Genomic DNA, 25,407 nt, shown 5'->3' on the forward strand with positions numbered 1-25,407 from the left:
TGGCCACAGAATAGAACACACGTTCCCTTGATCGTGCGAACCTATTCTCGAATATCGGGTGAAGGTCTCCTCCGGCCCTGTCCGCGGGCGTCGTTCGAGTCCCGTTGGCGGACCCCGATTTGGGCGCCTCGGCCGCCTGATGGTTGGCTTTCCTCCAACCCGTGCAACACCAAGTGCTGGAGGAAGTGCAATGGCGCAGGTCGAGGCCACCACGGAGCGAGTCGTCGCGGCGGACGCGGAGACGGTGTTCGACACCATCGCCGACTACAGCGACACCCGCGCGAAGCTGCTGCCCGAGCACTTCAGCGAGTACGAGGTGCGTGAGGGCGGCGACGGCGAGGGCACCCTCGTCCACTGGAGGCTCCAGGCCACCAGCAAGCGCGTCCGCGACTGCCTCCTTGAGGTCACCGAGCCCACCGACGGCGAGCTCGTCGAGAAGGACCGCAACTCCTCCATGGTCACGACCTGGCGGGTCACGCCGGCCGGGGAGGGCAAGTCCCGGGTCGTGGTCACCACCGTCTGGAACGGTGCGGGTGGGATCGGCGGCTTCTTCGAGAGGACCTTCGCGCCCAAGGGACTGGCTCGCATCTACGACCTGGTTCTGGCGAAGCTGGCGGCCGAGGTCGAGAAGTAGGGGTTCCCTCCGGGGGTTGGGCGGGTGCGTCTCGTCTGCCGGGTTCCTGTCGGTGGGCGGCTGCGGGTTCGTTGTGGCTGGTCGCGCAGTTCCCCGCGCCCCTTAAAAGCACGGCGCACCCGAGCCCGCCGTACCCCCGGTCCTGCCCCACCGGTAGCCGTGCCCGCACCCGCCACGCACCCGAGCCCGCGACCGCACCGGCAGCCGCGCCCGCACCCCGGCCCCACCGCACCACTCGCGTGCCCGCGCCCGTCCGCGCACTGCCAGCCGTGCGCACCCCCCCGACGCGCCCGGCAGCCGCGTACGGACGGAAGGGGGTGTGCCGGGAGGTGTCCGCCCGCAGCGGCCGGCGTCCGCCGCCGGGCGCTGTTACCACCCCCACAGACCCGCCGGACCGAGGACGGAGACCTCTCGGCGCGCCCCCGACCCACGACGAAACCGCAGGCGCCCAAGCCAGCACGGCGGGAAAGCCGCTGAAGTCGCCCGGACCCACCAGCAAACCACGGGCACCCGGGCCAGCACGGTGGGAAAGCCGTTGAAGTCGCGCGGACCCACCAGCGAACCACGGGCACCCGGGCCAGCACGGTGGCAAAGTCGCCGAGGCCGCCCGGACCCACCAGCGAACCACGGGCACTCGGGCCAGCACGGTGGGAAAGCCGCCGAGGCCGCCCCGACCCACCAGCAAACCGTCGGCGCCCGACCTCACCGGTTCGGGTGGATCGCCCTCAGCACCCCACGGTCCGCCGTAACTCGTCGCGCTTGCTCGCAGTTGTCGCGTAACGCGGGAATCGCGCAGCAGGTGCGACGAGGGGAGCGGCACGTGGGCGGGATCACTCTGACGCAGGCCGACGAGGCCGAACCGACCACCGCACCCCCGCGGACAACACCCCCACCCGAGCCCCCCTCCGGTCAACTCGCCCCGCACCGCGTCCGGTTGGTGTTCCTCGGGCTCGTGCTCGCGCTGCTGCTCGCCGCGCTGGAGCAGATGACGGTGGCCACCGCGCTCCCGAAGATCGCCGCCGAACTGCACGGTCTGGACCGTATGTCCTGGGCGATCACCGCGAACCTGCTCACCGCCACCATCGCCCTGCCCGTCTACGGCAAGTGCGGCGACCTGTACGGGCGCAAGGGCGCCTTCCAGTTCGCGATCGTCGTCTTCATCGTCGGCTCGGCGCTCTCCGGCTGGTCACGCACGATGGACCAGCTCATCGCCTTCCGCGCACTCCAGGGCGTCGGCGCGGGCGGCCTGCTGATCGGCGTACAGGCGATCATGGCGGACATCGTGCCCGCCCGTAATCGCGGTCGCTTCGTGGGCCTCGCCGGCGCGGCGTTCGGCCTCGCCTCCGTCGCCGGCCCCCTCTTGGGCGGCTACGTCACGGACCACCTCTCCTGGAGGTGGTGCTTCTACGGCAACGTACCCTTCGGGCTCATGGCCCTGACGGCCGTCACCCTCGCACTGAACCTGCCGAAGCCCGGGCCCAAGCCCGGGCCGAAGGCCCGCTTCGACGTCCTCGGAGCGCTGCTGCTCGCCGCCGCCTCCACCTGCCTGGTGCTGCCGGCCGCCTGGGGCGGCACCGAGTACGCCTGGGGCTCAGAGATCATCCGGGGCCTGGCTGCGGGAGCCGTCGGCGCGACCGTCCTCTTCCTGGTCGTCGAGCACCACGCCCCCGAACCCCTGCTCCCCCTGCGGCTGTTCAAGGACTCCGTGTTCATCGTCACCGGGTTCGTGGGCCTGGTCATCGGGGCCGCGCTGTTCGTGGCGGGGAGCTGTCTGCCGGCCTTCCTGCAACTGGTCGACGGCGCCTCGGCCACCGAGTCCGGGCTGCTCATGCTGCCGATGACGGCCGGCATCGTCGGCGCGTCGGTCGTCGCCGGCCAACTCATCAGCCACACGGGGCACTACCGGACCTACCCGATCCTCGGCACCGCCCTCGCCGCCGTCGGCATGTGGCTCCTCTCCCGCCTCGACGCCGACACGCCCCGGCTGCACTACGGCGTCTGGACGGCTGTCCTCGGCGCCGGCATCGGCATGGTGATGCCCGTCCTGGTCCTCGCCCTGCAGAACTCCGTGCGCCCCGCCGACGTCCAGGCCGCGACCAGCGCGAACAGCTACCTCCGGCAGATCGGCGGCAGCGTCGGCGTGGCCGTCTGCGGCGCGCTCCTCGCGACCCGGGCCGCCGACCGAGGGCAGGCCGCCGACCGAGGGCCCACGCGCGCGGGCACCGGCCTGACGCACAACCACGTCGGGGCGTACGCCGACACCTTGCCGCGGATCTTCCTGTACCTCGTGCCGTTGCTGGTCCTCGGTGTGCTCCTCGCCTTCTTCCTCAAGGGGAGGCCACTGGTGCCCCACGACGCCGTACCGCCCAACGCCGTACCGCCCAACGCCGTACCGCCCAACGCCGCATCTCCCGACCCCACGTCTCCCGTCCCGGCACCCCCATCCCCGCACTTCCCAACCCCGCACCTCCCACCCCCGTACTGCCCGCCCCCGTTCCCCACGCCCGATCCCCACACCCCACCGCCGTCCCCGTCCAAGGCATCGTCCGGAACCACGACGGCACCGTCGTGCCCCGAGCCGCGCTCACCCTCATCGACGTGCTCGGACAGCAGATCGGGCGCGGCGCCAGCGGAGAGGACGGGCGGTACGCGCTGGCCACGCCCGGGGCCGGTTCGTACATGCTCATCGCGGCGGCCGGCGGCCACCAGCCGCTCGCGGTGACCGTGACGCTGGGCGAGCGGCCGGTGGAGCTCGACGTGGTGCTCGGCGGCGCGGGACGGCTCGCGGGGCGTGTGATCACCGCGGACGGGCGACCCCTGCGGGACGCGACCGTCACGCTCACCGACGTCCACGGACAGGTCGTCGCCACCACCCGCAGCGGGAGCGAAGGGGGGTACCTCATCACGGAGGTGGCGGCCGGCGTGTACACACTCGCCGCCGGCGCGCACACCTTCCGCCCGGCCGCCCTCCCCGTCACCGTCCAGGCCGCCCGCGAGACCCGTCAGGACATCGAACTCGCGGGCGGCGCCGTCCTGTGCGGCACGGTCCGCGCCGCCGGCGGACGCCCCGTCGAGGACGCCCGCGTCACCCTTCTCGACGCCACCGGCACCGTCGTCGGCACGCTCACCACCGGCACCGACGGAGGCTTCCGTTTCGACGGCCTCGCCGCCGGCGAGTACACGGTCATCGCGTCCGGCTACCCACCCGTCGCCACGGCCCTGGAGATCGCGGGTGACGGCAGGACGGAACGCGACCTGCAACTGAGGCACGAGGACTGACGAGGGCCGACGAGGACTGACGGTGCCTTCAACCGGTGGTCGTGCACGTGCCGCCCACGTGAGAGCGGATGCGCGGCCGAGCCGTGCGCCGGTGTCCGCGCGCCGGAGGCGACCCCGAGGCCAATTCACGTATTGCCACACATCGCGACCGGACGTGGCCGTACGGTAGTGACGGCGGCACAGATCTTGCGGAGCCGTGGGGAGAGAGGGCCTGGGTCATGGACCGTGGCGGAGAGCGCGGCACACCTCCCAGCCGCGGGGGCGGGGGCGGCGAGACGGCGGGGCACGTCACCGTCGGCCGCATCCCGCTGGCTGTGGTCGTGGTCGACCGCGAGGGGCTCGTCTCGCACTGGAGCACCGGCGCGCGCCGGCTGTTCGGTGCCGCCAAGGAGGACGCGGTGGGCCGCCCCGCCGTGGACCTGCTCCCCGTGTCCGGTGCGCTGCCCGAGCCCGACGACTCCGCCGAGTACGGGTCGTACGCCGCGTACGACGGACTCGGCCCCGGCCTGGAGTCGTCCCTCGACGGACGGCTCTCCTACCCGGCCGCCGGGCGTGCCCGGCTCACCGTTCCGGAGCGGGACCGGGGCCGCGGCCGCGTCGACGTACTGTGGTGGGCGTACCCGCTGGTCGGACCCGGGCGGGAACGGCTGCTCGTGCTCGCGGCCGACGCGGACGGGACTCGGCTCGAAGGCGAGGACGGTGACGTCTCCGTGGAGCGGATCGCCCCCGGCTTCGCCCTGCACACCGACTTCCCCGGCGCGGAGGAACTCGCCCGCAGGCTTCCCGAGATCCTGCCCAGCGTGAGCGTCGGCGAAAGTGCCCGCATCGTCGCCCAGATCCTGGAACTCGGCTATCCCGTACTGGAGTTCAGCCAGAACGACCGGGTGCCGGTCACCCCCGACTGGGGCGTCCCGCGCCGGGCCGAGCGCAAGGCGCGCCGCGAGCGGGCCGCGCGGGCCGTCGCCGCGGGCATGCCCGTACCGGAGGACCTCCAGGACGAGGGCGAGGACCTTGAGTACGCCGCCGTGCGCGAGCGCCTGGAGTTCCTGAACGAGGTCAGCTCGGGCATCGGTACCTCCCTCGACCTCTCCCGGACCATCATCGAGGTCAGCAAGGCCGTCGTACCGCGCTTCACCGACGTCGCGGGCACCTATCTGCGCGAACAGGTCGTCGCCGGTGAGGGCTTCCCCGACGGTGTGCCCGACACGACCACCATGTGGCACCGCGTGGCCCTGGAGCACACCGACGAGCCGGGGCGCTGGGACGATGTCGTCCCGGTCGGCGAGGCCATGCCCTTCCCCGCGCACACGCCGTTCTTCCAGTGCATGACCACCGGCGAGCCCGTCCTCGTGCCGCGCATCAGCGAGGAGATGGGACACGCGATCGCCGCGCAGTTCGAGAAGCGTGACATCCGGCCGCTGATCACCGGCCGTTCCATGCTGGTCGTGCCCCTGAAGGCGCGCAATGTGGTGCTCGGCTTCATGATCCTGCTGCGCCACCCGGAGCGGCCGGTCTTCAACGACATGGACCGCGTCACCGGCGCCGAACTCGCCGCCCGCGCGGGCCTCGTCCTCGACAACGCGCGCATGTACACGTACCAGGAGAACGTCGCCGAGACGCTCCAGGACAGCATGCTGCCGCAGATCGCGGCCCGTATGCCGGGCTGCGACATCGCCACCCGCTATCTGCCGGGTACGTTGCTGGGGCGCGTCGGCGGTGACTGGTTCGACTCGGTGAAGCTGCCCGGCGCCCGCACCGCCCTGGTCGTGGGCGACGTCATGGGACACGGCCTGAACTCGGCAGCGATGATGGGCCAGTTGCGCACGGCCGTCCAGACGATGGCCGGACTCGACCTGCCGCCCGCACAGCTCCTGCGCAACCTCGACGACCTCGCCCAGCGCCTCGGCGAGCACTACCTCGCGACCTGTCTGTACGCCGTCTACGACCCGATCGCGAGCGAACTGCACCTCGCCAACGCGGGCCACATCCCACCCGTGCTGGTCCGCGCCGAGGACGGCAGCAGTGGGCTGCTCGACCTGCCCACGGGCGCGCCCATCGGCGTCGGAGGGGTGCCCTTCGAGGCCGTACGCGTGCGCGTGGAGCCCGGCGACCGGCTCGTGATGTGCACCGACGGCCTGGTCGAGATGCGCGGCGAGGACATCGGCGTCGGCCTCGCCACGCTCTGCGAGTCCGCCGCCCACCCGGCCGCCTCCATGGACGACGCCTGCGACACCATCATCCGTGCCCTCAACACGCGTGGCGGCCGCAAGGACGACGTGGCCCTGCTGATGGCCAGGCTCAACGGCATCGAACCCGAGGACGTCGCCGAGTGGCGGCTCGCCCGTGACCCGGCCGAGGTCGGCAGGGCCCGTGCCGCCGTCCGTGAACAGCTCCATGTCTGGGGCCTGAACACGCTCGTGGACACCGCCGAGACGCTGGTCAGCGAACTGGTCACCAATGCCGTACGGCACGCGGACGGCCGCCGGGTCGCGCTGCGTCTGGTCCGGGGTGACACGCTGCTGTGCGAGGTCGATGACGACGACCCCACCCTGCCGACGCTGCTCAGCGCGGGCCCCGCCGACGAGTTCGGGCGTGGGATGCGCGTGGTCAGCACACTGGCCCGGGAGTGGGGGACCAGCCGGACCAGCACCGGCAAGACGGTGTGGTTCGAGCTGACGCCGCCGCGCCGCTCCCGCTGACACCCTGACACCCACCCCGGCGCGAACGAATGCGCCGGGGCGCTTGTGGGATCACCCCCGGCGCGATACACCCGATCTGGTCCGCCACCTCGGGTGGGCCACGGTCGCATCCGGGGAGTGGGCATGAGTGTGACGAGTCGGTACCGGGAAGCCTGGGAGGGCTTCTGGAGCGAGGCCCCCAAGGAACAGGGTGCCGTCTTCTGGGACGCGGAGCCCGCGCTGACCGCGGGCGTCCATCTAGCCCTCTTGGAGCCGTACCTGGTGGACCCGGGCCTGCCCCTGGTGGACCTCGGCTGCGGCAACGGCACCCAGACACGGTTCCTGGCCGACCGCTTCCGGCACGTCGTCGGCGCCGACATATCGGCCGCCGCGCTCGACCACGCCCGGCGCGCCGATCCCGCGGGACAGGCCGGGTACCGGCAGCTCGACGCGGTGGAGAAGGCGGAGATCCAGGCGCTGCACACGGAACTCGGCGACGCCAACGTCTACATGCGGGGTGTCCTGCACCAGTGCGACCCCGACGACCGCCAGCCCCTCGCCGACGGCCTCGCGACCCTCGTGGGCGAGCGCGGCCGGGTCCTCCTCGTCGAACTCTCCGAAACCGCCCGCCCGTTGCTGCAGGGGCTGGCCCGCGGCACCGAGGGGCCGCCGTCCAAGCTGGCGCCCGTCCTCAGGCACGGCATCGCCCCGGGCGAGGTGGCCGACGAGGCGGTCCCCGAGTACCTGAACGCGGCCGGCCTCGCCCTCCTCGGCGGCGGCGAACTGTCCCTCCTCACCACCGAGCACGCACCCGACGGCACGCGTGTCGAGTTGCCGGCGCAGTGGGTGGTGGCCGGGCGCGCGGCATGAGGGTACGGGGAGGCGGCAACCTCCGGTAAACCTGCACACCGTTCACCGGCACTTCGTAAGCAAACCGGACAGTCGTCACGACTGGGCCGCCGCACGAGGGTTCTCCCGCGACGATGACCATCGCCGGAGCCCGTGGCAACCGTCGTGCGTGCAGCGGGACGGCAGGCCGTGTGAAGGTGCCGGTGAGCTCGGTCACCGTGCTGCCACACCGGTGACGTCGGCTTTCGCCAAGAGCCCCGATCAGGCTCCGAGCGGCTGGCCGTCCCTACGCTGACGTGCTTTGATCCTGCTCATCGCGAAGTCCGCCCGGTTCCCGGTTCGGGAACCGGGCGGACTTCGCCGTTCGGAATTGCTCATGCGAAGGGAACCGCGCGTTATGAACCTCACTCCTCAGGTTGCAACTGCTGAGATGTCCGACGCCGACCTGGACAACGTCTCCGGCGGTCTCGCGGCCGGCGTCTCCGGCGGCCTCTTCCTCGACACGCCGCTCGCCGGCGTCGGTGCGGGCGTCACGGCCGGCGCCTCGGCCGAGGGTGTCGGCGCGGGCCTCGGCGCGGGCGTCCACGCCGCCGGCCTCGGCGGTGGCGTCCAGCTCGCCGCGGGCTGACGACGACATGTGCCCACCCACGGGCCCCGGATCATCCGATCCGGGGCCCGTGGCGGTTCTGAACAGGCCAAGGCCACCCAGCGCGCAGCCCGAGGCTTATATCTGGTAGCGGGAGTGATGGATGTGCCAGGCATACGAGGATGCGATGGACTTGGCGGCCCGCGCGTGATCGGCGAGCGGCCCTTGACCGGCAGTCAGTTCGGCGATTCGGGCGGCGGCCACCGCGGCCCGCTGTTCGCACATGCGGGAGGCCCGCCGGAACGCTTCTTCGAGGTCACACGCGTGCTCTCGCATCAGCAGCGTGGGAAGGCCGAGCTGGCCCGGCCCTTCGTGAGCTGTCTCCTTCGCGTACGAGGCGAGGTCATTGATCCAGCCGGCGAGGTCCGCGACGGCCGTCTCCAGTTCGCGCACCGACGCCAAGGACCGCTCCTGCTCGGTGAGTTCGTACCCGAGCATGAGTTCCGCGGTCGCCATGAGGGTTCGCACGAAGACCGTATGAGGGCGCATCGCACGGTAATCGGGCAAGGTGACGTGGTCGGGTCGGTCGAGGTGATGCGCCTCCCAGAGGATGCCGAAGAGGTTGTCCCGCAGGTGTGCGGTGATCCGCAGATACTGCGTGGGCGCGGCCCGTTGCCGGAGCCGGGCCAGAAGGTCGTGCAGCGCGGCACCGAAGACGCTGGGCCCGGTCGGTGGCTCCTCGTGGCCTGCCAGGAGGTGGACGCTCTCACTGATCTGCCGGACCAGAAGGGCCGGGTCGCGGGCTCCCGTGGCCTCACCGTGCGCGTCGTCGAACGCGGTGAGCCACAGGAACAGGTCGGCGCAGAGCAGAAGGTCGTCCAGGTCGGCCGTCGGGAAAGTGCGGGCCATGCCCTGGCCTGTGATGTTGGACAGGGCGCTCCGTGCGCGTGGTGAGGTCACGAGCGGGAAGGTGTGCAGCCACCGGGCGGCGTGCTGCTCGATGTCGTCGGCGTAGGGGCTGGCCGGGAAGGGCCCGGGGAAGGAGTCCCGCAGGTCGGGCATGGGCAGGACACGGGGGATCGTGCGGGTCGCGTCGGTCATCGGGCCATCCCTGTGAGGGCGTGCTGCCTGGCCTCGGGGACCATGTGGAGGGACGAGGGGTGCGTGGTGATCGCACCGACCGGCCGTACGGTGGAGCCGGGGATCGGCCGCAGCCGCCATCGGGACGCGACCATCGCGGTGATGATGGTCGCCTCGGTCCAGGCGAACGCGTCCCCCATGCACATACGTTTGCCGGAACCGAAGGGGATGAAGGCTCCCTTGGGCGGCTGGGGACGCTCGGGCAGCCAGCGGTCGGGGTCGAAGCGCAGCGGATCGGGATAGAGGCCGGGGTCCCGGTGCAGTGCGTACGCGCTCCAGATCACGTCCTCCCCGGCGGGCAGGCTGAACTCGCCGAGGGTCACGGGCGCGATGGTCCGCCGGGTCACGAGCCACGCGGGGCTGTACAGACGCAGCGTCTCGCTGACGAGCCTGCGGGTGAAGGGCAGGCGGGAAATCTTGTCGACGGTGAGCGGGCCTTCGGCGAGCACGGGGTCGACTTCCTCGTGCAGTTGGCGCTCCAGGTCCGGGTTCCGGCCCAGTTCGTGGAACAGCCAGGCGAGGACGACCGCGGTGGTCTCGGAGCCCGCGGCGAGCAGCCCGGTGACCTCGGACAGGATCTCGTCGTCGGGCAGTGTCGCGCCGGTTTCGTCCTGGGCGGTCAGGAGCAGCGACACGATGTCGTCGTACGCGCCGGGGTTCGTGCGGTGTTCCGTGATGATGTCGGCGACCGCGCCGCGCAGCGCGGTGGCGGCGGCCTTGGCCTTTCGGTTGCGCCGGATGGGGAGCCGTTCCAGCGCGGAGACGGGCATCAGGGCACGCTGAATGGCGGTCCTGAAGACGGTGTCGACGCTGTGGAGGATCGTGTGGGCGGGTTCGCGCTCGGGGGACGAGGAGAACAGGGCTGACATGACGACGCCCTGGGTCATCAGCTGCATCTCGGTCTTCAGGTCCAGCGGGGTTCCGTCGTGCCAACTCGTGATGTACGGCTCAACGGTGTCGCGCATGGTGGTGACGTAGCCGGCGATCTGCTCGCGGTGGAAGGCCGGCTGCATCATGCGGCGCCGGCGCAGGTGCGGTTTGCCTTCCGCGACCGGCAGGGCGTCCTTGCCGAAGAGCTTGAGCTTTTCGAAGAGCAGCCCTTTGGTGAACTGGTCGGCCTGGCTGGTGAGCATCTTGTGCATCAGCTCGGGCGAGTTGACCACGGTCAGGGTCTTCGGGCCGACGGTGACGCGGACGATGGGGCCGTAGGTGCGCAGACGTTGGATGAACGCCAGACGGTCCCTGATCAGGGGCACGGCGTGTCCGATGAGCGGCAGCTTCCCGGGTGCGACTGGCGGAACGTTCATGCTGGCTGTCACGCTTCGGTCCTTTCCGCGTCCGTGTGCGTGGCCCCTGGCCGGTTGACGCCGTGGCGTGTCCGCAGCGTCTCCCGTACCGCGAGCACTTCCGCTTCGATCATCGCGTCGGGTGCGTACAGGGTTTTGTCGTGCCACAGGGCCGGGTGGCGGTGGCCCCGGCCCGCTGCGGCGTTCAAGTAGGTCTCGGCACGGTCCAGTGCGCGAGCCTGCTCTGGCTGCCGCGTGGGGGTGGCGGTGGACAGCAGGATCTGTGCGGCATACGCGGTCTCTTCGACGGTGCCGCCCCATATGCCCCACGAACCGTCGTCGTGCTGGGTTTCCACCGTCCAGGCGGCGGCCGCTTCGACGGCCGTGGACGCGTGGACTCCGCCGTACCGCGCGAGCGCGGTCACGCACCGCATGGTGGCGTAATAGGGGGAGGCATGCCATTTGTCGGGCCATGGTCCTTCGGGCTGCTGCTGGCTGATGAGCCAGTCGCGCAGTTTGTCCGTACGAGGGCCGTAGGTGTGCTGTGTTTCGGGGTGACGGCGCAGGTAGCTGCCCAGCGCTTGGAGAGCGTGGGCGTTCGCCGTGATCGATCCGGTGTCCTCGCCGATGTAACAGTCGTAGTGGCTGCCGTTGTGGAACAGGTCGAGCGGCTCAGGGGTGTACGGCAGGCCGACGAGCGTGGCCACCAGCACGGCCATGGCGGTGTCGTCGGCGTCCACCATGAGGCCGGGCGCGCCGCGTACTCCCTGGGGGTCGTAGATGTCGGCGGTCCACCGCCGGATGGTGGGCAGGGCAGCGGCCGGCAGGTGGACGCGAGCCAGCGCGGCGGCGACCCACAGACGCTCGAAGACGAGGATCGGGGCCGCCTCGGGGAACAGACCCGAGTAGCGCCGCGCCACGGGTTCAAGGGCCGCCACGGCTCCCGCCGTGAGTGTCGGCGATGCCCAGGCTCGCGCGGCGGTGGCGGCCGGAGAACTGCCCAGCAGGTCCTGCCCGTCGGGTATGAGCGCCTGAGGCAGGTACCCGGCCACGCCTTCGAACGTGTGGTGAAGCTTGACGGGGAGGCTGCCCGCCGAGGCGCACCGCTTCGCCACGTACGCGGGCGCGGCCTGGTCATAGCCTCGGGGGATGGTGGGGCCGGGCCCCGGGCGCCATCCTCCGAGGCCCGGTATCTCGTCCTCGGCGGTGAGGGCCACGTGATCGTGGATCTTCGCGATGAGGCTGGGGACAAGGATTTCGGCCGCGGCGGTGTCGGGCCACGGTCCTGCCGACGGCAACGCGCGTAGCGCGGCCAGGCCCCTGTCCACGGCGGTCGCGAGCCGTCGGGTGACCTCCGCGGACGTAGAGCCTCGCCGCAGGACCGCGAGCGCCGCTTCCACCGCGCTGAGCGTCGGCAGAAGCCGGTAGCGTTCAGGTCCTTCGCCCCAACTGCCGTCGGACGCCTGCTCCTGCAGCAGATAGGCGACACGGCGCGGTTCCCCGGGCAGCCAGGGGGCCGCCGAGATGACCCGGGCGGTCTCGTACAGGGAGGGGCGGACGCTGCCCCACGGGTCCTGATCGGTCTTGGCCACCAGGCGTGCGGCCTGTTCGACGTAGGTTGTGCTCACGGCCGTGCCGCTCATGTGCTTTCCACCTCACGGTTCCGGTGACGGGTGTACGGGCGGGCGGTCATGCCTGCCGTTCCGTGGCGGTCAGGGCGATCTGGCGCAGTCGGGCGGTGGCTGCTTCGGTGAAGGGAGCCTCGTCCAGAGCGGTGAGGGCGGCGTTCCGGCGCGTGGTGATCATTTCTTCCACTGTCTGCCTGGCGCCGGTCGCGTCCAGGATCTCGCGGACCTGGGAGGCTTGGTCCTCGTTCAGGTCGCTTCGGCCGACGAGCCTGCGCAAGGTCGTGAGTTCGGTGGGAGACGCCCGTTGGACCGCCAGAGCCATCAGTACGGTGGCCTTGCCCTCGCGCAGGTCGTCCAGGATCGATTTGCCGGTCTTGGCGGGATCGCCGAACACGCCGAGCAGGTCGTCGCGCAGCTGAAACGCTTCTCCTAGTGGGATACCGAAGGCGGTGCACGCGTCGAGCATGGGCTGCGTGGCTCCGGCCAGGGCCGCCCCGATGTGCAGGGGACGTTCAATGGTGTACTTGGCGGTCTTGTAACGGATGACGCGCAGTGCTGTTTCGACGTCACCGGTCAGTCGGCCGGTGGTCTGAAGGTCCAGGAGCTGGCCGTACATGACTTCGCTGCGCATCTCGGCCACCAGGGGGAGCAGCGTGGCGAGTTGGCTCGGGGCGGGGCTCGCGGTGTGGAGGAGTTCGTCGGACCACACCAGTGCCAGGTCGCCGAGCAGGACAGCCGCGCCCATACCGTGTGCCTCGGCGCGGCCGTGCGGACCGCCGCTGTCGGTGTACGCGGCGGCGAGCGCGCGGTGGGCGGACGGCTGACCGCGGCGGACATCGCTGTCGTCCATCACGTCGTCGTGCACCAGGGCGAACGCTTGGAAGAGTTCGAGGCTGGCCGCCGCGCGTATGGCGGCCGTTATCTCTCCGGTGGCTCCGGCGGCCTGCCATCCGTACACGCACAACACGGCTCGAAGCCGTTTCCCGCTGGAGAGAAGCCCGCGCAGGGTTGTGGTCAGGTGAAGCAGTTCGGTTCCCGGCGCGGTTTGGTCCTTGGCATCCAGGAATCCAGTGAGAGCCGCGCCCACCTTGTGTCGTACGGAGGAGAGGCCCGGCAGGCTGGTGCCGGGGAGTGTATCCGTCATCGGTGGTGATCCTCTTTCGGTCAAGAACCGTCGTTGCGATTCCGTTCGGGCAGAGGGATGGGGCCGGAGACAGTGCTTTTTCCCGCGAGTGTCGCGGTGGTGCCGTCGTACCGCCGGGTGGCACCACCGCGACGCGGTGTGGATGAGCAGGCTAGGAAGAGGTCACCGACTCGCGGTTGCCTGCCGTTGGGGAGGCCCCGTGTCCGTCTTGGGGCTGGGGGAGTTCCGGCTCCAGGGGGTGGCGCCGTTGGCGTCGGGGGTCAGCGGAGTGAACCGGGCAGGGAGCGAGGTGAGCGTCCGGTGGATGGCTCCGTCGCGGTAGGTCAGCTGATCCGGGGAGACGGCGAGTTCGATGTCCGGCAGGTAGCTGGCGAGTCTCTCGATCGCGGCGGTCGCGATCAGCAGGGCGAGGTCGCGGGCCGGACAGGTATGGGGGCCGGCGGCGAAGGCCAGGTGCGCCTTGGTTCCCGAGCGGTAGCCGTCGGACGGCGCCCCGGCGTGCGGGCAGGTGTTGGCGGCGGCGTACGAGACCATGACCGGGGAGCCGGCGGGAATGCGTGTGCCGTGAAAGGTGATGTCCTCCTTGGGGAAGTGGAAGCTGTAGTTGGCCAGCGGCGAGTCGTTCCACAGAGCGTCGTCGATGGCGTGCTGGATGGGCAGACTTCCGGTGGTGAGCGTGCCGTAGTACCGGTCGTCACTCAGCATCCGGACGCATGTGTTCGCGATGAGGTTGGCCGTCGGCTCGTTCCCCGCGCCCAGGGTGATGAGGATCTGGTTGATCGCCTCTTCCTGGTTCAGCCCGTTGGGATGGTCGATGAACCAGGAGGTCAGGTCATGGCCGCGCTGTGCGGCCTTGGTCTGATACAGGGTCTGCAGGTATGCGCCGAACGACTGGGCGCCTTCTGCCTTCTTCTCCGGATCGGTGTCCATCATCGCGGAGAGAGCCCGCACAAGCTGGGGACCGTATTCGTCCCCCATGCCGAACAGTGCGTTGAAGACCATCAGGGGCAGCTGCTGTGCGTACTGGCTGACCAGGTCGACCGTTCCGGCAGCGGCGAAATCCTGGAGGAGCCGGTCGGCATGACGGAACGTCAGAACACGAACATCGTACGGATCAAGGAGTCCGAAGCTGTCCGTGATCACCTTGCGCAGATACGCGTGCTCTTCACCGTCCGCGAAGAAGAGGCTCGGCCGCCACTCCACCAACGGTCTGATCGGGCTGTTCTCGGGAACTTGCGGCAGCCAGCTCCGGGTGTCCTTGGTCCATGTGTCGGTGTCCTGCAGGAGGTCGAGCGCCGCCCGGTAGTCGGTCACCAGATGGACAACGACACCAGGTGCGATCTCCGCGAGGCCGACAGGCCCCTGAAGCCGCAGCAGTTCGTAGCTTCGCTGCGGATCGGCCGCGTGCTCGGGCCCGTGCAGGGGCACAGCGGTCACGGCTGGTGGTGTGATGCTCACGAGGCTCCGACTCCGACGCCGACAGAAGATATGGAATGGGCGGTCAGTTCGATGAGCGCGTTGAGACTGCTGTTCATCTCTCGGGCATCACAGGTGACCAGTGGGGTGTCCGGGTGCAGGTCCAGCTTCGAGCGAACGATCTCCAAGTCGTAGTCGGGCGAGTCAGGGAAGATATTGACCGCCACGGCGTACGGCAAACCGCGCTCCTCGATGAGATCCATCACCTCGAAGGACTCGTCCAGGCGCCGGGTGTCCGCCAGGACGAGCGCACCGAGAGCCCCGAAGGCGATCCCCTCCCACAGGGGAAGGAACCGGCGCTGCCCCGGAGTTCCGTGCAGATACAGGACGATCCGGTCGCCCGGGAGGGTCAGTCGACCGAAGTCGATGCCGACCGTGGTGGTCTTCTTGTCCCGCAGGCCGGCGAGGCTGAGATCGTCGGTCCCGACCGCCGCGTCCGTCATGACTTCTTCGGTGTGCAGCGTGGGGATCTGTGACAGCGTCTTGATCGCGGTCGTCTTGCCCACGCCCATAGGACCGGCGACAAGGATCTTGACCCTCTGGTGCTCCCTCTCGGGCAGGTACGCGGGACGCGGGTCAGGCGACACGGAGGGCTTGGAGTCCACTCAGCACCTCTTCCATGAGTTGCCTCGACGGCCTGCCGGCGCGCGAGGGGGCGAGAGCATCGGGGGTGGGCACGCTGGCGTTTAACAGGCCGTCACTGACGAGTTGCTCGGCGAGCATCAGGCAGACACTGACGGGGAGGGAGAGATAGCCGGCTATCTCGACCGCGGTGAGGGAACCGTCGGTCACCAACTCGACGACGCGCCGGTGCACCGGTGTGTGGTACGACGCGAGCGGACGGCCACTGGCACGCAGGGCCGTCAGCGTATCGAGAGTGCTGGGCAACGAAGCGGTACCACTGCCGGTCGCCAGATACGCCGGGAGCAGCCGCCGCTGGTGCTTGTCGCGGCTCATGACGCGCCGTCGTTGACACGCGCGGAGACGGACATGAACTGCTCCCCGAGCTTCATCGCCTGGCGGGCCATGGTGTGGGCGACCACCCCCATGGGCATCGAGTCGTCACCCGCGGCCGCGATCAAGGTGTTGGCACCGGCCGGCATCACCATGTACGTGCCTGCCGCCATCTTCACCGTGACGGTCTCAATGGGGCTGTCCGCCGGGGCCTCCAGCGCCGGGATGGAAGCAGCGCGAGAAGCGGCGTGCAGGGAGGAGGTCATCGCGGCTATACCGTCCGCCGCGTCCTTCGGGAGGTCCTCGGACCTGGCCTGGACCATCCCGTCGAGGGTCATGATCAGGGCATGGCGGACACCGGGGATCTCGGTGATGGGAGCCAAGTACCAAGTCTCGTTGTCACGGTCGGGCATGGTCACTGCGTTTCCTCCAAATCAGTACCGTTCTGGCCGCTTTCGAGGCCCTTCTGGAAGTCACTCCAGGCGTCGCGGGACCGCTCCGGATCCGGGGCGCGGTGCGTGGGAGCGGCGACTTCGCCGGTCGGCGCGGCGTGCACCCGGCGGCGACGCTGCGGCAAGTCCGCCGCCGCGCCCGGAGTGGGAGTGCGCGGACGCGAGACAGTCGCCGCGTCATCGGCGGCTGGGGCGTCATCGGTGGCCGGGGTGGGCCGAATGTCGGCCCTGGGCGCCATGGCGGGCAGGGGCGCCATCACAGAAGGCGGCGCGGCTTCCCCGTCGATCGAGGTCAGGAGGTTCGGGGGGATGGTCACCACAGCGCGCACCCCGCCATAGGGAGACGGGTTATCGATGGATACATGGAAGCCATGATCGGCGACGAGGCGGCCGATGGCGGCGAAACCCTGGGAGGGCGGGTCACCGAGTTCGGTGAGCATCACTTCATGCTGTTCGGCCGATATCAGGCGGGCACCCCGGGCGACTGCTTCCGGGGTCATGCCCTTGCCCGCGTCATCGACCGTGATGCAGACGCTGCCGTTCCCGGTCTTGACCAGACTGACATCCACCGCGAGGTCGTCACGGGAGTGCTCCAGCGCGTTGGCCATGAGCTCCGTGCAGGCCACAGCGATGGGTTCGGCGGCACGCCCGACAATCCCGATGTCGCTGGCTCCGAGTCGAGAGTTGATCTTGACACGCTCGAAGCCCCGCAGCCGGGAAGAGGCACCCGTGACGATCTCGGTCACGTAGGTGTCCTTGCGAACGTGCCCCGGCCACGCCCCGCACACGATGGCGGTCCGCTGGATGAGCCGCAGATTCTGCTCATTGAGGTGGTCGGCGGTGAGCACCTTGTGCGTCAGACTCCGAGACCCGGTGAACTCCTTCTGCAGGGCGTCAAGCTCCGTCTGCAGACGGTAGGACAGAGCCTGCGAGTCCTGGCTCGCGCCGCGCAGGGCAGCCCGGGCGGCAGCGTCCACGCGGCGACGTTCCTTCAGGGCAATCCCCGAAACCAACGCGAGTACGGAGTCGAGGAGTTCCACATCCTTGGGCTCCGCCGCATCCTCGTGCAGCAGCCCAGGAACGGGATGGTGAGAGCTGATCAGATGAAGCGCGAGGGCCGGAAGCCGAACGGAGACGAGATGACTCACCTCGTCGCGGAACATCCCCGCGCGAGCTTCCGCGTCATCCGCACGCGATTCGGCGCCGAGCCTGCCCGCCTCGGCGGACTGCACGCGCGCCTCAGCGCTCTTCGCGGCGGTTTCCATGCCGAGCACGCGCGCCTCGGAGCTCTTCAGAGCTGCTTCCATTTTCCTGCCGTGTCGCACGTGTTTGCGGCACAAGAGCGCCAGCAGCAGTGCGACGACAGCGATGACGGCAGTCACGGCGCCGAGCGCAAGTTCGGGTTCGGAGAGAGAGGTCACGGAAAAGGGGTCCTAGGGGATTAAGAGGAAAAGGGGCAAGTCTCCGGATATCGACGGCAGTTCGCCGCCCATACGGCGGTGGGAGCCGAGCGGTACCGGAAAGTTGAGCCGAAGCGCTGCGATGCGGCAAACCGCCTGCCGGCCCGGACGGTCCGGCGCAAGACCCGACATGAAGGAAGTCGTTGGCCCTCACACATCACGGGGCCTTCAAGCGCCTCGCAGTCGTTGGCCTCTGGCACAGTCGCCGGGCCGGTCCTACTTTCAGTCACCGTCGATCAGGACTCCATTACAGACTGGCGGCGAACGCAGGTGCTTACCGCCATCAAGTCCTGCCGCATCTCGGCGATGTCTTACGCCGAAGCGCGGCTCATCTTACGGGAGTTGACCTGCAAAGCCAGCCTCGGCAAGGCGTTGGGATCACCCAGGGAGAAGCGAGATCATCCGGGCTTCACATCCTCGCCACAATCGATGATCACGGCGACGGGCGGCGGCGTGGCTGACAGCATGCGGGTCAGGCGAGACGGCTGAAGGCCCGGCGGGAGGGCAGGCGCTACGACGCCCTGCCTGTCGTACGTGAAAGGCCACAACAGCGCTGAACCGGCTCGCCCGCGGGGTCGGCCACATGCCTCGCCGAATCCCCCCGGTCGGAGGTGAAGTCATCCGATCGAGAAGTCGGCTAACTCGACGTCAGTGAAGGCGATGTGCAGGCCGTGTGTGTGGCGGCTCCCGTCGCGGAAAAAGGAGTGTCCCAGCGCGCGGGCGAGGATCACCATCTGCTGCTGCTCGCCCGCGCCGGCGTCCCGGGCGGCGAACAACTCCCGGGCGACCTCTCCTGGTAGGTACTGGGTGATCCACCGCACCCGCGGATCGTCCGAGGAGCCCGCCGAACGCGGCGAACCCGAATCGTGCCGCCGGCCTTCGTGAACGCCCGCCCGGTCTGGGGGACCAGGCGCACGGCGACGACGGAAGGGAGCGCCGTGGTCACCGCTGGGACAGCGCCACGCGTCCGTCGGGAAGCCGTACGGCGAGCGCTTTCGCGTGCCGGGCGGTGCCGGGCGGTGGCAGTGAAGCAGCGCCTTCACCAGGGCGGCGAGTGGGGGCGCCGCCCTTTCCCGACGTTGCGCAGTTGATCCCAGTCGGCCTCGGGCACGCGGCGACCACCGCGTCCGCGGGCCAGGATCCGGCGCTGACAACCGTGGTCAAGATCCGCCGGGTCACGGGTCTGTCCCAGCGGGCGGTGATCGCGAAATGGTGCCGATTGGTGGCCGGAACCGGCGTCACGGCTGGCCGCCGGATGAGCCCCGACGTGCCGGGGGACACCGTGTCCGGGCCCCGTTTCCTGGGCCGGACGGCATCAGGGGAGGGGCACGGCAGGGGTACGGGAGGGGCCCGGTTTTCGCCGTGATGGTCCGCGGTGTGCAGGGCTGTGTGTGTAACGGAGGTGTCCTAGGCAGCAGTTGGGCGGAACGGTTCGCCGGGTCGGGCGGGTCCTGGTGTGCAGAAACGCTCGCTGGTACCGACCCGGACCGAGCGGCGGGCACCTCCAACCGAGACTGAGGAAGAAACGATGCGCGTTCGCAAGCTCACCTTCGCTGCCCTGGCCGTTGCTGCGGGTCTCTCGCTCACGGCCTGCAACGGCGATGACGGCACGGCACAGAGCGACGGGTCGTCCGCGTCCTCTGCGTCTTCCACGGGCGGCGGTTCGGGCTCGGACGGTTCGGATCAGGGTGGTTCGGATCAGGGTGGCGAAAAGGGCTCCGGTGGGCAGGGCACGGCCGCCGGGAGCGGCTCCGACGCGAACGCCAAGGTCGGCAAGTGCCGCACCGACGACCTGGACATCACCGCGCAGGACAGCACCATCGACGGCGACACCGAGGGCACAGTCGCGGTCACGTTCGTGAACGGCGGCGGTTCGGACTGCGCCCTGTCCGGATACGCGGGCGTCGACCTGAAGACCAGCGAGGGGGATCTGTCCGCCACACGCAGTGGCCAGGAGTCCAGCCCGATGATCCTCAAGGATGGCGAGTCGGTGCACTTCGGCGTCACCTACCCGATCAACGACTCGGGCGGCTCCGGCGTCAGCGTCACCGCCCTTGTGGTGACCCCGCCGGACGAGACGAAGTCGTTCTCCCTCGAATGGCCGGGCGCCGCCACCCTGCCCGTCACCGACGGCGCCGGCTCCCCCGTCAAGGTCGGCCCGATGGGCAGCGCCGGCCAGGGCGGGGCGAGCTGACCCGTACGCCCTGCGCTTCACGTTCCGGCCTGTGAGACAGATCGTTGAGCTGTACGCCCCACCCAAGGACACGCTTCGCCAGGTGATGTACCGGCCGGCCTCCGAGGGCGTCCTGCCGCACACGCCGCCGAGGCACTGGTGGGTTGCGGGAGGTTCCGGGTGCCGGTCGGCGACATCCCCCGCCGACGCGTAACGTGAAGCAGTATGAAGATCCTCATCAGCGCCGACATGGAAGGCGCCACCGGTGTGACCTGGCCGGGCGACGTGCTGCCGGGGACACCGCAGTGGGAGCGGTGCCGGTCGATGTTCACCTCGGACGTGAACGCGGCGGTGCTCGGCTTCTTCGACGGCGGAGCCGACGAGGTACTGATCAACGAAGCGCACTGGTCCATGCGCAACCTGCTGCTGGAGCGGCTCGACGAGCGCGCCCAGATGCTCACCGGACGCCACAAGTCCCTGTCCATGGTCGAGGGCGTGCAGCACGGGGACGTGGACGGCATCGCGTTCGTCGGCTACCACGCGGGCGCCGGCATGGAGGGCGTCCTCGCCCACACCTACCTCGCGAACTCGATCACCGGGGTGTGGGTCAATGACGTACGGGCGAGTGAGGGCCTGCTGAACGCGCACGTCGTCGCCGAGTACGGCGTCCCCGTCGTCCTTGTCACCGGCGACGACGTGGCCTGCGAGGACGCCCTCGGGTACGCTCCCGAGGCGCTCAAGGTCGCGGTAAAGGACCATGTGTCGCGGTACGCGGCGGTGTGCCGGACACCGGCCAGAACGGCCGCCGACATCCGCGCGGCGGCCAAGCAGGCGGCATCGCTGGCGGTGCGTCACGAACCGGCCGTCGGCGGGCCGTTCACCGTGGCGCTGGAGTTCGACGCGGAGCACCTGGCGATGGCGGCCACCGTCGTCCCGGGCGTGGACCGCGTCGGAGAGCGGAAGGTCGCCTACACCAGCGCGACCATGTACGAGGGCATTCGCACGTTCAAGGCGGTCACCACGATCGTTTCGGCCGCGGTGGAGGAACAGTATGGCTGACAGCACACGAGGACACGTCGACGAGGAGGCGCTCGACGAGGTAGTACGGTTCACCTCCGACCTCATCCGCATCGACACCACCAACCGCGGCGGCGGGGACTGCCAGGAGCGCCCGGCCGCCGAGTACGCCGCCGAGCAGTTGGCCGGGGCCGGTCTGGAGCCCACCCTGCTGGAGCGCACCAAGGGCCGCACGAACGTCGTCGCCCGCATCGAGGGCACCGACCCGTCCGCCGACGCGCTGCTCGTCCACGGTCACCTGGACGTGGTGCCGGCCCAGGCGGAGGACTGGAGCGTGCACCCGTTCTCCGGGGAGATCCGCGACGGCGTCGTCTGGGGGCGGGGCGCCGTCGACATGAAGAACATGGACGCGATGATCCTCGCGGTCGTGCGCGCCTGGGCACGGCTCGGGGTGCGGCCCCGGCGCGACCTCGTCATCGCCTTCACCGCCGACGAGGAGGCGAGCGCCGAGGACGGCTCCGGGTTCCTCGCCGACGAGCACGCCGGACTCTTCGAGGGCTGCACCGAGGGCATCAGCGAATCGGGTGCGTTCACCTTCCACGACGGCTCCGGACGGCAGATCTACCCCATCGCGGCGGGCGAGCGCGGCACCGGCTGGCTGAAGCTCACCGCGCGCGGGCGGGCGGGCCACGGCTCCAAGGTGAACCGCGCCAACGCGGTCACCCGGCTGGCGGAGGCCATCGCACGCATCGGCGCCCACGAGTGGCCCGTCCGGCTCACCCCGACCGTGCGCGCAGCCCTCACCGAACTGGCCGCCCTGTACGGGATCGAGCCCGACCTCGACGACCCCGACGGTGTCGACGGACTCCTCGGCAAGCTCGGCCCGGCCGCCGCGTTGGTCGAGCCGACCGTCCGCAACAGCGCCAACCCGACCATGCTGGACGCCGGGTACAAGGTCAACGTGATCCCCGGGGAGGCCGTCGCGTACGTTGACGGCCGGTATCTGCCCGGCGGCGAGGACGAGTTCCGTACGACCCTCGACCGGCTCACCGGACCCGACGTGGACTGGGAGTTCCACCACCGCGAGGCGGCCCTCCAGTCACCCGTGGAATCGGCGACGTTCGCACGGATGCGGTCCGCCGTCGAGGAGTTCGCGCCCGAGGGCCACGTGGTGCCGTTCTGCATGTCGGGCGGCACGGACGCCAAGCAGTTCTCACGCCTCGGCATCACCGGCTACGGGTTCTCGCCGCTGAAGCTGCCGGAGGGCTACGACTACGGGGCACTCTTCCACGGTGTCGACGAGCGCGTACCGGTCGAAGCACTGCACTTCGGGGTAGATGTCCTGGACCGCTTCCTGCGGACGGCCTAGGGACGACAGGGAAATGGGGGATCAGGTGCAGACGCTGCCGTACGGTTCGTGGCCCTCGCCGATCGACGCGACGCTCGCCGCCGCGCACGACGGCCACGCCGAGTACGTGGGCTTCGTCGGCGAGGAGGTCTGGTGGACCGAGCCACGGCCCACCGAGGGCGGCCGGCGCACCCTGGTCCGGCGGGGACCCGACGGCGAGGAGGAGTCCTTGCTGCCCGCCCCGTGGAACGTGCGCAGCCGGGTCATCGAGTACGGCGGCCAGCCGTGGGCCGGAACGGTACGGGACGGCGAGCCCCTCGTGGTGTTCGTGAACTTCGCCGACCAGCGGCTCTACCGGTACCGGGCGGACGGCGCCCCCCAGCCCCTCACCCCGCTGTCCTCCGTGGGCGGCGGCCTGAGGTGGGTGGACCCGCAACTGCGGCCGGACCGGGACGAGGTGTGGTGCGTCCTGGAGGAGTTCACCGGCGACGGACCGACGGACGTACGGCGCGTCCTCGCCGCCGTGCCCCTGGACGGCTCCGCCGCCCAGGACCGCGACGCCGTGAGGGAACTGACCGGCGAGCGACACCGCTTCGTCACGGGCCCTCGCGTCTCCCCCGACGGGCGGCGCGCGGCATGGCTCGCCTGGGACCACCCGCGCATGCCCTGGGACGGCACGGAGCTGGTCGTCGCCGACGTGGCCGACGACGGCACGCTCCGGGAGCCGCGGACCACGGCAGGCGGTCCCGAGGAGTCCATCGCCCAGGCCGACTGGGCGGCAGACGGCACCCTCGTGTACTCCAGCGACCGCACGGGCTGGTGGAACGTGTACGGGGTGGGACCGGACGGCCCGGAGCGCGCCCTGTGCGCGCGGGACGAGGAGTTCGGCGGGCCGCTGTGGAAGATCGGGTCGCGCTGGTTCGCGCCCCTGGAGAGCGGACTGATCGCCGTCGTGCACGGACGGGGCGCCACCGCGCTCGGGGTCCTCGACCCGGAGACCGGCGAGGTCGTCGACGCGGCCGGCCCCTGGACCGAGTACGCACCGACGCTCGCCGTGCACGGCGGCCGCGTCGTGACCATCGGGGCGAGCCCCCGCAGCGCGTACGAGGTGGTCGAGCTGGACACCGTCCCCCACCCCCGACCGGGCTCGCGCGGGGGCGCCCCCCTAGGGCCTGTGGCGGAAGTGGCGCCTGCCGGGCGACGCCTGGCACGCCCTCTCGCCGCGCCGGGCGAAAGCCCAAGTACGTCCGGTCCATCAACGGGGTCTTCCGCCCGGCACGCCGAGAGCACGCACCGGACCCCGTCCGGCCCGCCCAGCCCGCCCTCCGGGCGAACGACGCCACTTCCGCCACAGGCCCTGGGCCACGCACGCGTGATCGGTGCCGCCCAGGACGACCCGGTGGACCCGGCGTACTACCCGGAGCCACAGATCCGCACCTTCCACGGACCCGCCGGACGCGAGATCCACGCTCACGTCTATCCGCCCCACCACCCGGACCATGTGGCACCCGGCGACGAACTGCCGCCCTATGTGGTCTGGGCCCACGGCGGCCCCACCAGCCGGGCGCCGCTCGTCCTGGACCTGGCGATCGCCTACTTCACCTCGCGCGGCATCGGCGTGGCCGAGGTCAACTACGGCGGGTCCACCGGGTACGGACGGGCCTACCGCGACCGGCTGCGCGAGCAGTGGGGCGTCGTCGACGTCGAGGACTGCGCGGCCGTCGCCCGCGCGCTCGCCGACGAGGGCACCGCCGACCGCGGCCGGCTCGCCATCCGGGGCGGCAGCGCCGGCGGCTGGACCACGGCGGCGTCACTCACCACGACCGACGTCTACGCCTGCGGCACGATCCTGTACCCGATTCTCGACCTCGCGAGCTGGGGCTCGGGGGAGACCCACGACTTCGAGTCGCAGTACCTGGAAACGCTGGTCGGCCCGCTCGCCGAGGTCCCCGCACGGTACGCGGAGCGCTCGCCCGCCGAGCACGCCGAGCGGGTCACCACCCCGTTCCTCCTCCTCCAGGGACTCGACGACGTGATCTGCCCGCCCGCGCAGTGCGAGCGGTTCCTGGCGAGGCTGGAGGGACAGCGGGTCCCGCACGCCTACATCGCGTTCGAGGGCGAGGGCCACGGATTCCGGCGGGCCACCACCATGGTGCGGGTACTGGAGTCCGAACTCTCCCTGTACGCACAGGTCTTCGGCCTCAACCCACCCGGTATCCCGACCCTGGAGCTCGCCAAGTGACTGCACCGACCCGTCCGGTTCCGCCGTCCTCTCCGGCCTCGCTGACCCGGCCCGCCCGTCTCGCTCCCGGGGCCCGGGTGGCGATCGTCGCGCCCAGCGGCCCCGTCCCCGAGGAGCGGCTGAGCACCGGACTCGACCTCCTGCGCGGCTGGGACCTGGAACCCGTCGTGGCACCCCATGTGCTCGACCGGCACCCCGGGTTCGACTACCTCGCGGGCACGGACGCCGACCGGGCCGCCGACCTCCAGGCCGCCTGGTGCGATCCGTCCGTGGACGCCGTACTGTGCGCCCGGGGAGGCTACGGGGTGCAGCGGATGGTCGACCTGCTCGACTGGGACGCGATACGCGCCGCGGGCCCCAAGGTGTTCGTCGGGTTCAGCGACATCACCGCGCTGCACGAGGCGTTCGCGACCCGGGCCGGACTGGTCACCCTGCACGGGCCGATGGCGGCGGGTGTCGACTTCCTCAAGAACGCGACTGCCCAGGAGCATCTGCGGGCCACACTCTTCGAGCCGGAGACAGTACGGACCATCGCCCCCGCCGGGACGACCGCGCTGGTACCCGGGCGGGCCCGGGGCCTCCTGCTCGGGGGGTGCCTGTGCCTGCTCGCGACCGAGCTGGGCAGCCGGCACGGCCGGACCTCCGCCCGCGGAGGACTGCTCTGCCTGGAGGACGTCGGCGAGGAGACGTACCGCCTCGACCGCTACCTCACCCAACTCCTGCGCGCGGGCTGGCTCGACGGCGTCTCGGGGATTCTGCTCGGCTCCTGGGCCGAGTGCGCGCCCTACGACGAGGTGCGCGCCCTGCTCGCCGACCGGCTCGCGGGGCTCGGAGTGCCGGTCGTGGAGGAGTTCGGGTTCGGGCACCGAGAGGGAGCACTGACGATCCCGTTCGGAGTGACGGCCGAGCTGGACGCGGACGCGGGCACGCTGACGCTGGACGAGCCGGCGCTGGTGTGAGCCCGGGGGCGCCGGGGGAGGGGGGCGTCCTTCACTGAAGCCCCGTCAAGGAACGTACGACACGGTGATCGACCCGGTGATTGACCCGTCCCGGCACGTGCC

19 protein-coding genes and 1 pseudogene are annotated in these 25,407 nt (G+C 70.6%); 10 read left to right on the forward strand and 10 right to left on the reverse strand.

Annotated elements, in window-relative coordinates; genetic code table 11:
• Window positions 1-190 precede the first annotated feature (190 nt).
• The 5 genes and pseudogenes from E0500_RS22320 (at window position 191) to E0500_RS22345 (ending at window position 8,068) form a co-directional block, all read left to right on the forward strand.
• Complete coding sequence (locus E0500_RS22320; RefSeq protein ID WP_131571802.1) at window positions 191-634, forward strand: SRPBCC family protein; 444 nt, start codon at window positions 191-193, stop codon at window positions 632-634.
• An 820-nt stretch (window positions 635-1,454) separates the two neighbouring features.
• Window positions 1,455-3,913: pseudogene (locus E0500_RS22325) on the forward strand (MFS transporter).
• 218 nt (window positions 3,914-4,131) lie between these two features.
• On the forward strand, window positions 4,132-6,612 hold the full coding sequence (locus E0500_RS22335; protein WP_131559798.1) for a SpoIIE family protein phosphatase: 2,481 nt from the start codon (window positions 4,132-4,134) through the stop codon (window positions 6,610-6,612).
• Window positions 6,613-6,735: 123 nt separating this feature from the next.
• Window positions 6,736-7,461, forward strand: coding sequence for a class I SAM-dependent methyltransferase (locus E0500_RS22340; RefSeq protein WP_131559800.1), 726 nt, complete (start codon window positions 6,736-6,738; stop codon window positions 7,459-7,461).
• Window positions 7,462-7,870: 409 nt separating this feature from the next.
• Window positions 7,871-8,068, forward strand: coding sequence for a hypothetical protein (locus E0500_RS22345; protein ID WP_258572892.1), 198 nt, complete (start codon window positions 7,871-7,873; stop codon window positions 8,066-8,068).
• Window positions 8,069-8,164: 96 nt separating this feature from the next.
• Here the strand turns inward: E0500_RS22345 and E0500_RS22350 are convergent, their stop codons facing one another.
• The 10 genes from E0500_RS22350 to E0500_RS22395 all read right to left on the reverse strand — a co-directional run bounded on the left by E0500_RS22350 (window position 8,165) and on the right by E0500_RS22395 (window position 18,387).
• Window positions 8,165-9,127 (reverse strand): terpene synthase family protein, encoded by a 963-nt coding sequence (locus tag E0500_RS22350; protein WP_131559804.1) that lies wholly within the window; start codon window positions 9,125-9,127, stop codon window positions 8,165-8,167.
• Complete coding sequence (locus E0500_RS22355) at window positions 9,124-10,485, reverse strand: cytochrome P450 (RefSeq protein WP_165934871.1); 1,362 nt, start codon at window positions 10,483-10,485, stop codon at window positions 9,124-9,126. The genes E0500_RS22350 and E0500_RS22355 overlap by 4 nt, the downstream gene beginning before the upstream one ends.
• Window positions 10,482-12,095, reverse strand: a complete 1,614-nt coding sequence (locus E0500_RS22360) for a prenyltransferase/squalene oxidase repeat-containing protein (RefSeq protein ID WP_131559808.1) — start codon at window positions 12,093-12,095, stop codon at window positions 10,482-10,484. The genes E0500_RS22355 and E0500_RS22360 overlap by 4 nt, the downstream gene beginning before the upstream one ends.
• Before the next feature lie 46 nt (window positions 12,096-12,141).
• A complete protein-coding gene (locus E0500_RS22365) occupies window positions 12,142-13,224 on the reverse strand; it encodes a polyprenyl synthetase family protein (protein WP_131559810.1) in 1,083 nt (360 codons plus the stop codon).
• A gap of 162 nt (window positions 13,225-13,386) precedes the next feature.
• Window positions 13,387-14,661: a cytochrome P450 gene (locus E0500_RS22370; protein ID WP_131559812.1), complete on the reverse strand. Its 1,275-nt coding sequence runs from the start codon at window positions 14,659-14,661 to the stop codon at window positions 13,387-13,389.
• A 17-nt stretch (window positions 14,662-14,678) separates the two neighbouring features.
• The gene (locus E0500_RS22375; RefSeq protein WP_399119666.1) at window positions 14,679-15,305 is read right to left on the reverse strand and encodes a GTP-binding protein; all 627 of its coding nucleotides are present in this window, start codon (window positions 15,303-15,305) and stop codon (window positions 14,679-14,681) included.
• Complete coding sequence (locus E0500_RS22380) at window positions 15,277-15,657, reverse strand: DUF742 domain-containing protein (protein ID WP_131559814.1); 381 nt, start codon at window positions 15,655-15,657, stop codon at window positions 15,277-15,279. Before E0500_RS22380 ends, E0500_RS22375 begins: the two co-directional genes overlap by 29 nt.
• Window positions 15,654-16,067 (reverse strand): roadblock/LC7 domain-containing protein, encoded by a 414-nt coding sequence (locus E0500_RS22385; RefSeq protein ID WP_131559816.1) that lies wholly within the window; start codon window positions 16,065-16,067, stop codon window positions 15,654-15,656. The genes E0500_RS22380 and E0500_RS22385 overlap by 4 nt, the downstream gene beginning before the upstream one ends.
• A 2-nt stretch (window positions 16,068-16,069) precedes the next feature.
• Window positions 16,070-17,527 (reverse strand): ATP-binding protein, encoded by a 1,458-nt coding sequence (locus E0500_RS22390; RefSeq protein WP_131559818.1) that lies wholly within the window; start codon window positions 17,525-17,527, stop codon window positions 16,070-16,072.
• 656 nt (window positions 17,528-18,183) lie between these two features.
• The gene (locus E0500_RS22395; RefSeq protein WP_131559820.1) at window positions 18,184-18,387 is read right to left on the reverse strand and encodes a terminal protein Tpg-like protein; all 204 of its coding nucleotides are present in this window, start codon (window positions 18,385-18,387) and stop codon (window positions 18,184-18,186) included.
• Between the two features lie 707 nt (window positions 18,388-19,094).
• On the opposite strand from E0500_RS22395, the gene E0500_RS22400 reads away from it, so the two are divergent.
• From E0500_RS22400 to E0500_RS22425, 5 genes are all read left to right on the forward strand, one after another.
• Entirely contained in the window at window positions 19,095-19,760 is a 666-nt protein-coding gene (locus tag E0500_RS22400) for a DUF4232 domain-containing protein (protein ID WP_131559822.1), read from the forward strand.
• A 204-nt stretch (window positions 19,761-19,964) separates the two neighbouring features.
• On the forward strand, window positions 19,965-20,798 hold the full coding sequence (locus E0500_RS22405) for a M55 family metallopeptidase (protein ID WP_131559824.1): 834 nt from the start codon (window positions 19,965-19,967) through the stop codon (window positions 20,796-20,798).
• Window positions 20,791-22,125 (forward strand): M20/M25/M40 family metallo-hydrolase, encoded by a 1,335-nt coding sequence (locus E0500_RS22410; RefSeq protein WP_131559826.1) that lies wholly within the window; start codon window positions 20,791-20,793, stop codon window positions 22,123-22,125. The genes E0500_RS22405 and E0500_RS22410 overlap by 8 nt, the downstream gene beginning before the upstream one ends.
• 13 nt (window positions 22,126-22,138) lie before the next feature.
• Window positions 22,139-24,346: a prolyl oligopeptidase family serine peptidase gene (locus E0500_RS44015; protein ID WP_258572893.1), complete on the forward strand. Its 2,208-nt coding sequence runs from the start codon at window positions 22,139-22,141 to the stop codon at window positions 24,344-24,346.
• Entirely contained in the window at window positions 24,343-25,305 is a 963-nt protein-coding gene (locus tag E0500_RS22425) for an LD-carboxypeptidase (RefSeq protein WP_165934872.1), read from the forward strand. Before E0500_RS44015 ends, E0500_RS22425 begins: the two co-directional genes overlap by 4 nt.
• Window positions 25,306-25,407: the final 102 nt, after the last annotated feature.

It is taken from the genome of Streptomyces sp. KM273126 (assembly GCF_004337435.2).
Taxonomy (GTDB): Bacteria; Actinomycetota; Actinomycetes; order Streptomycetales; family Streptomycetaceae; genus Streptomyces; species Streptomyces acidicola.

Excerpts from the sequence above, each read along its gene's own strand:
- E0500_RS22320 (WP_131571802.1), top strand. The coding sequence starts at position 191 with ATGGCGCAGGTCGAGGCCACCACGGAGCGAGTCGTCGCGGCGGACGCG.
- E0500_RS22335 (WP_131559798.1), top strand. The coding sequence starts at position 4,132 with ATGGACCGTGGCGGAGAGCGCGGCACACCTCCCAGCCGCGGGGGCGGG.
- E0500_RS22340 (WP_131559800.1), top strand. The coding sequence starts at position 6,736 with ATGAGTGTGACGAGTCGGTACCGGGAAGCCTGGGAGGGCTTCTGGAGC.
- E0500_RS22345 (WP_258572892.1), top strand. The coding sequence starts at position 7,871 with ATGTCCGACGCCGACCTGGACAACGTCTCCGGCGGTCTCGCGGCCGGC.
- E0500_RS22350 (WP_131559804.1), bottom strand. The coding sequence starts at position 9,127 with ATGACCGACGCGACCCGCACGATCCCCCGTGTCCTGCCCATGCCCGAC.
- E0500_RS22360 (WP_131559808.1), bottom strand. The coding sequence starts at position 12,095 with ATGAGCGGCACGGCCGTGAGCACAACCTACGTCGAACAGGCCGCACGC.
- E0500_RS22365 (WP_131559810.1), bottom strand. The coding sequence starts at position 13,224 with ATGACGGATACACTCCCCGGCACCAGCCTGCCGGGCCTCTCCTCCGTA.
- E0500_RS22380 (WP_131559814.1), bottom strand. The coding sequence starts at position 15,657 with ATGAGCCGCGACAAGCACCAGCGGCGGCTGCTCCCGGCGTATCTGGCG.
- E0500_RS22385 (WP_131559816.1), bottom strand. The coding sequence starts at position 16,067 with ATGCCCGACCGTGACAACGAGACTTGGTACTTGGCTCCCATCACCGAG.
- E0500_RS22400 (WP_131559822.1), top strand. The coding sequence starts at position 19,095 with ATGCGCGTTCGCAAGCTCACCTTCGCTGCCCTGGCCGTTGCTGCGGGT.
- E0500_RS22405 (WP_131559824.1), top strand. The coding sequence starts at position 19,965 with ATGAAGATCCTCATCAGCGCCGACATGGAAGGCGCCACCGGTGTGACC.
- E0500_RS22410 (WP_131559826.1), top strand. The coding sequence starts at position 20,791 with ATGGCTGACAGCACACGAGGACACGTCGACGAGGAGGCGCTCGACGAG.
- E0500_RS44015 (WP_258572893.1), top strand. The coding sequence starts at position 22,139 with ATGGGGGATCAGGTGCAGACGCTGCCGTACGGTTCGTGGCCCTCGCCG.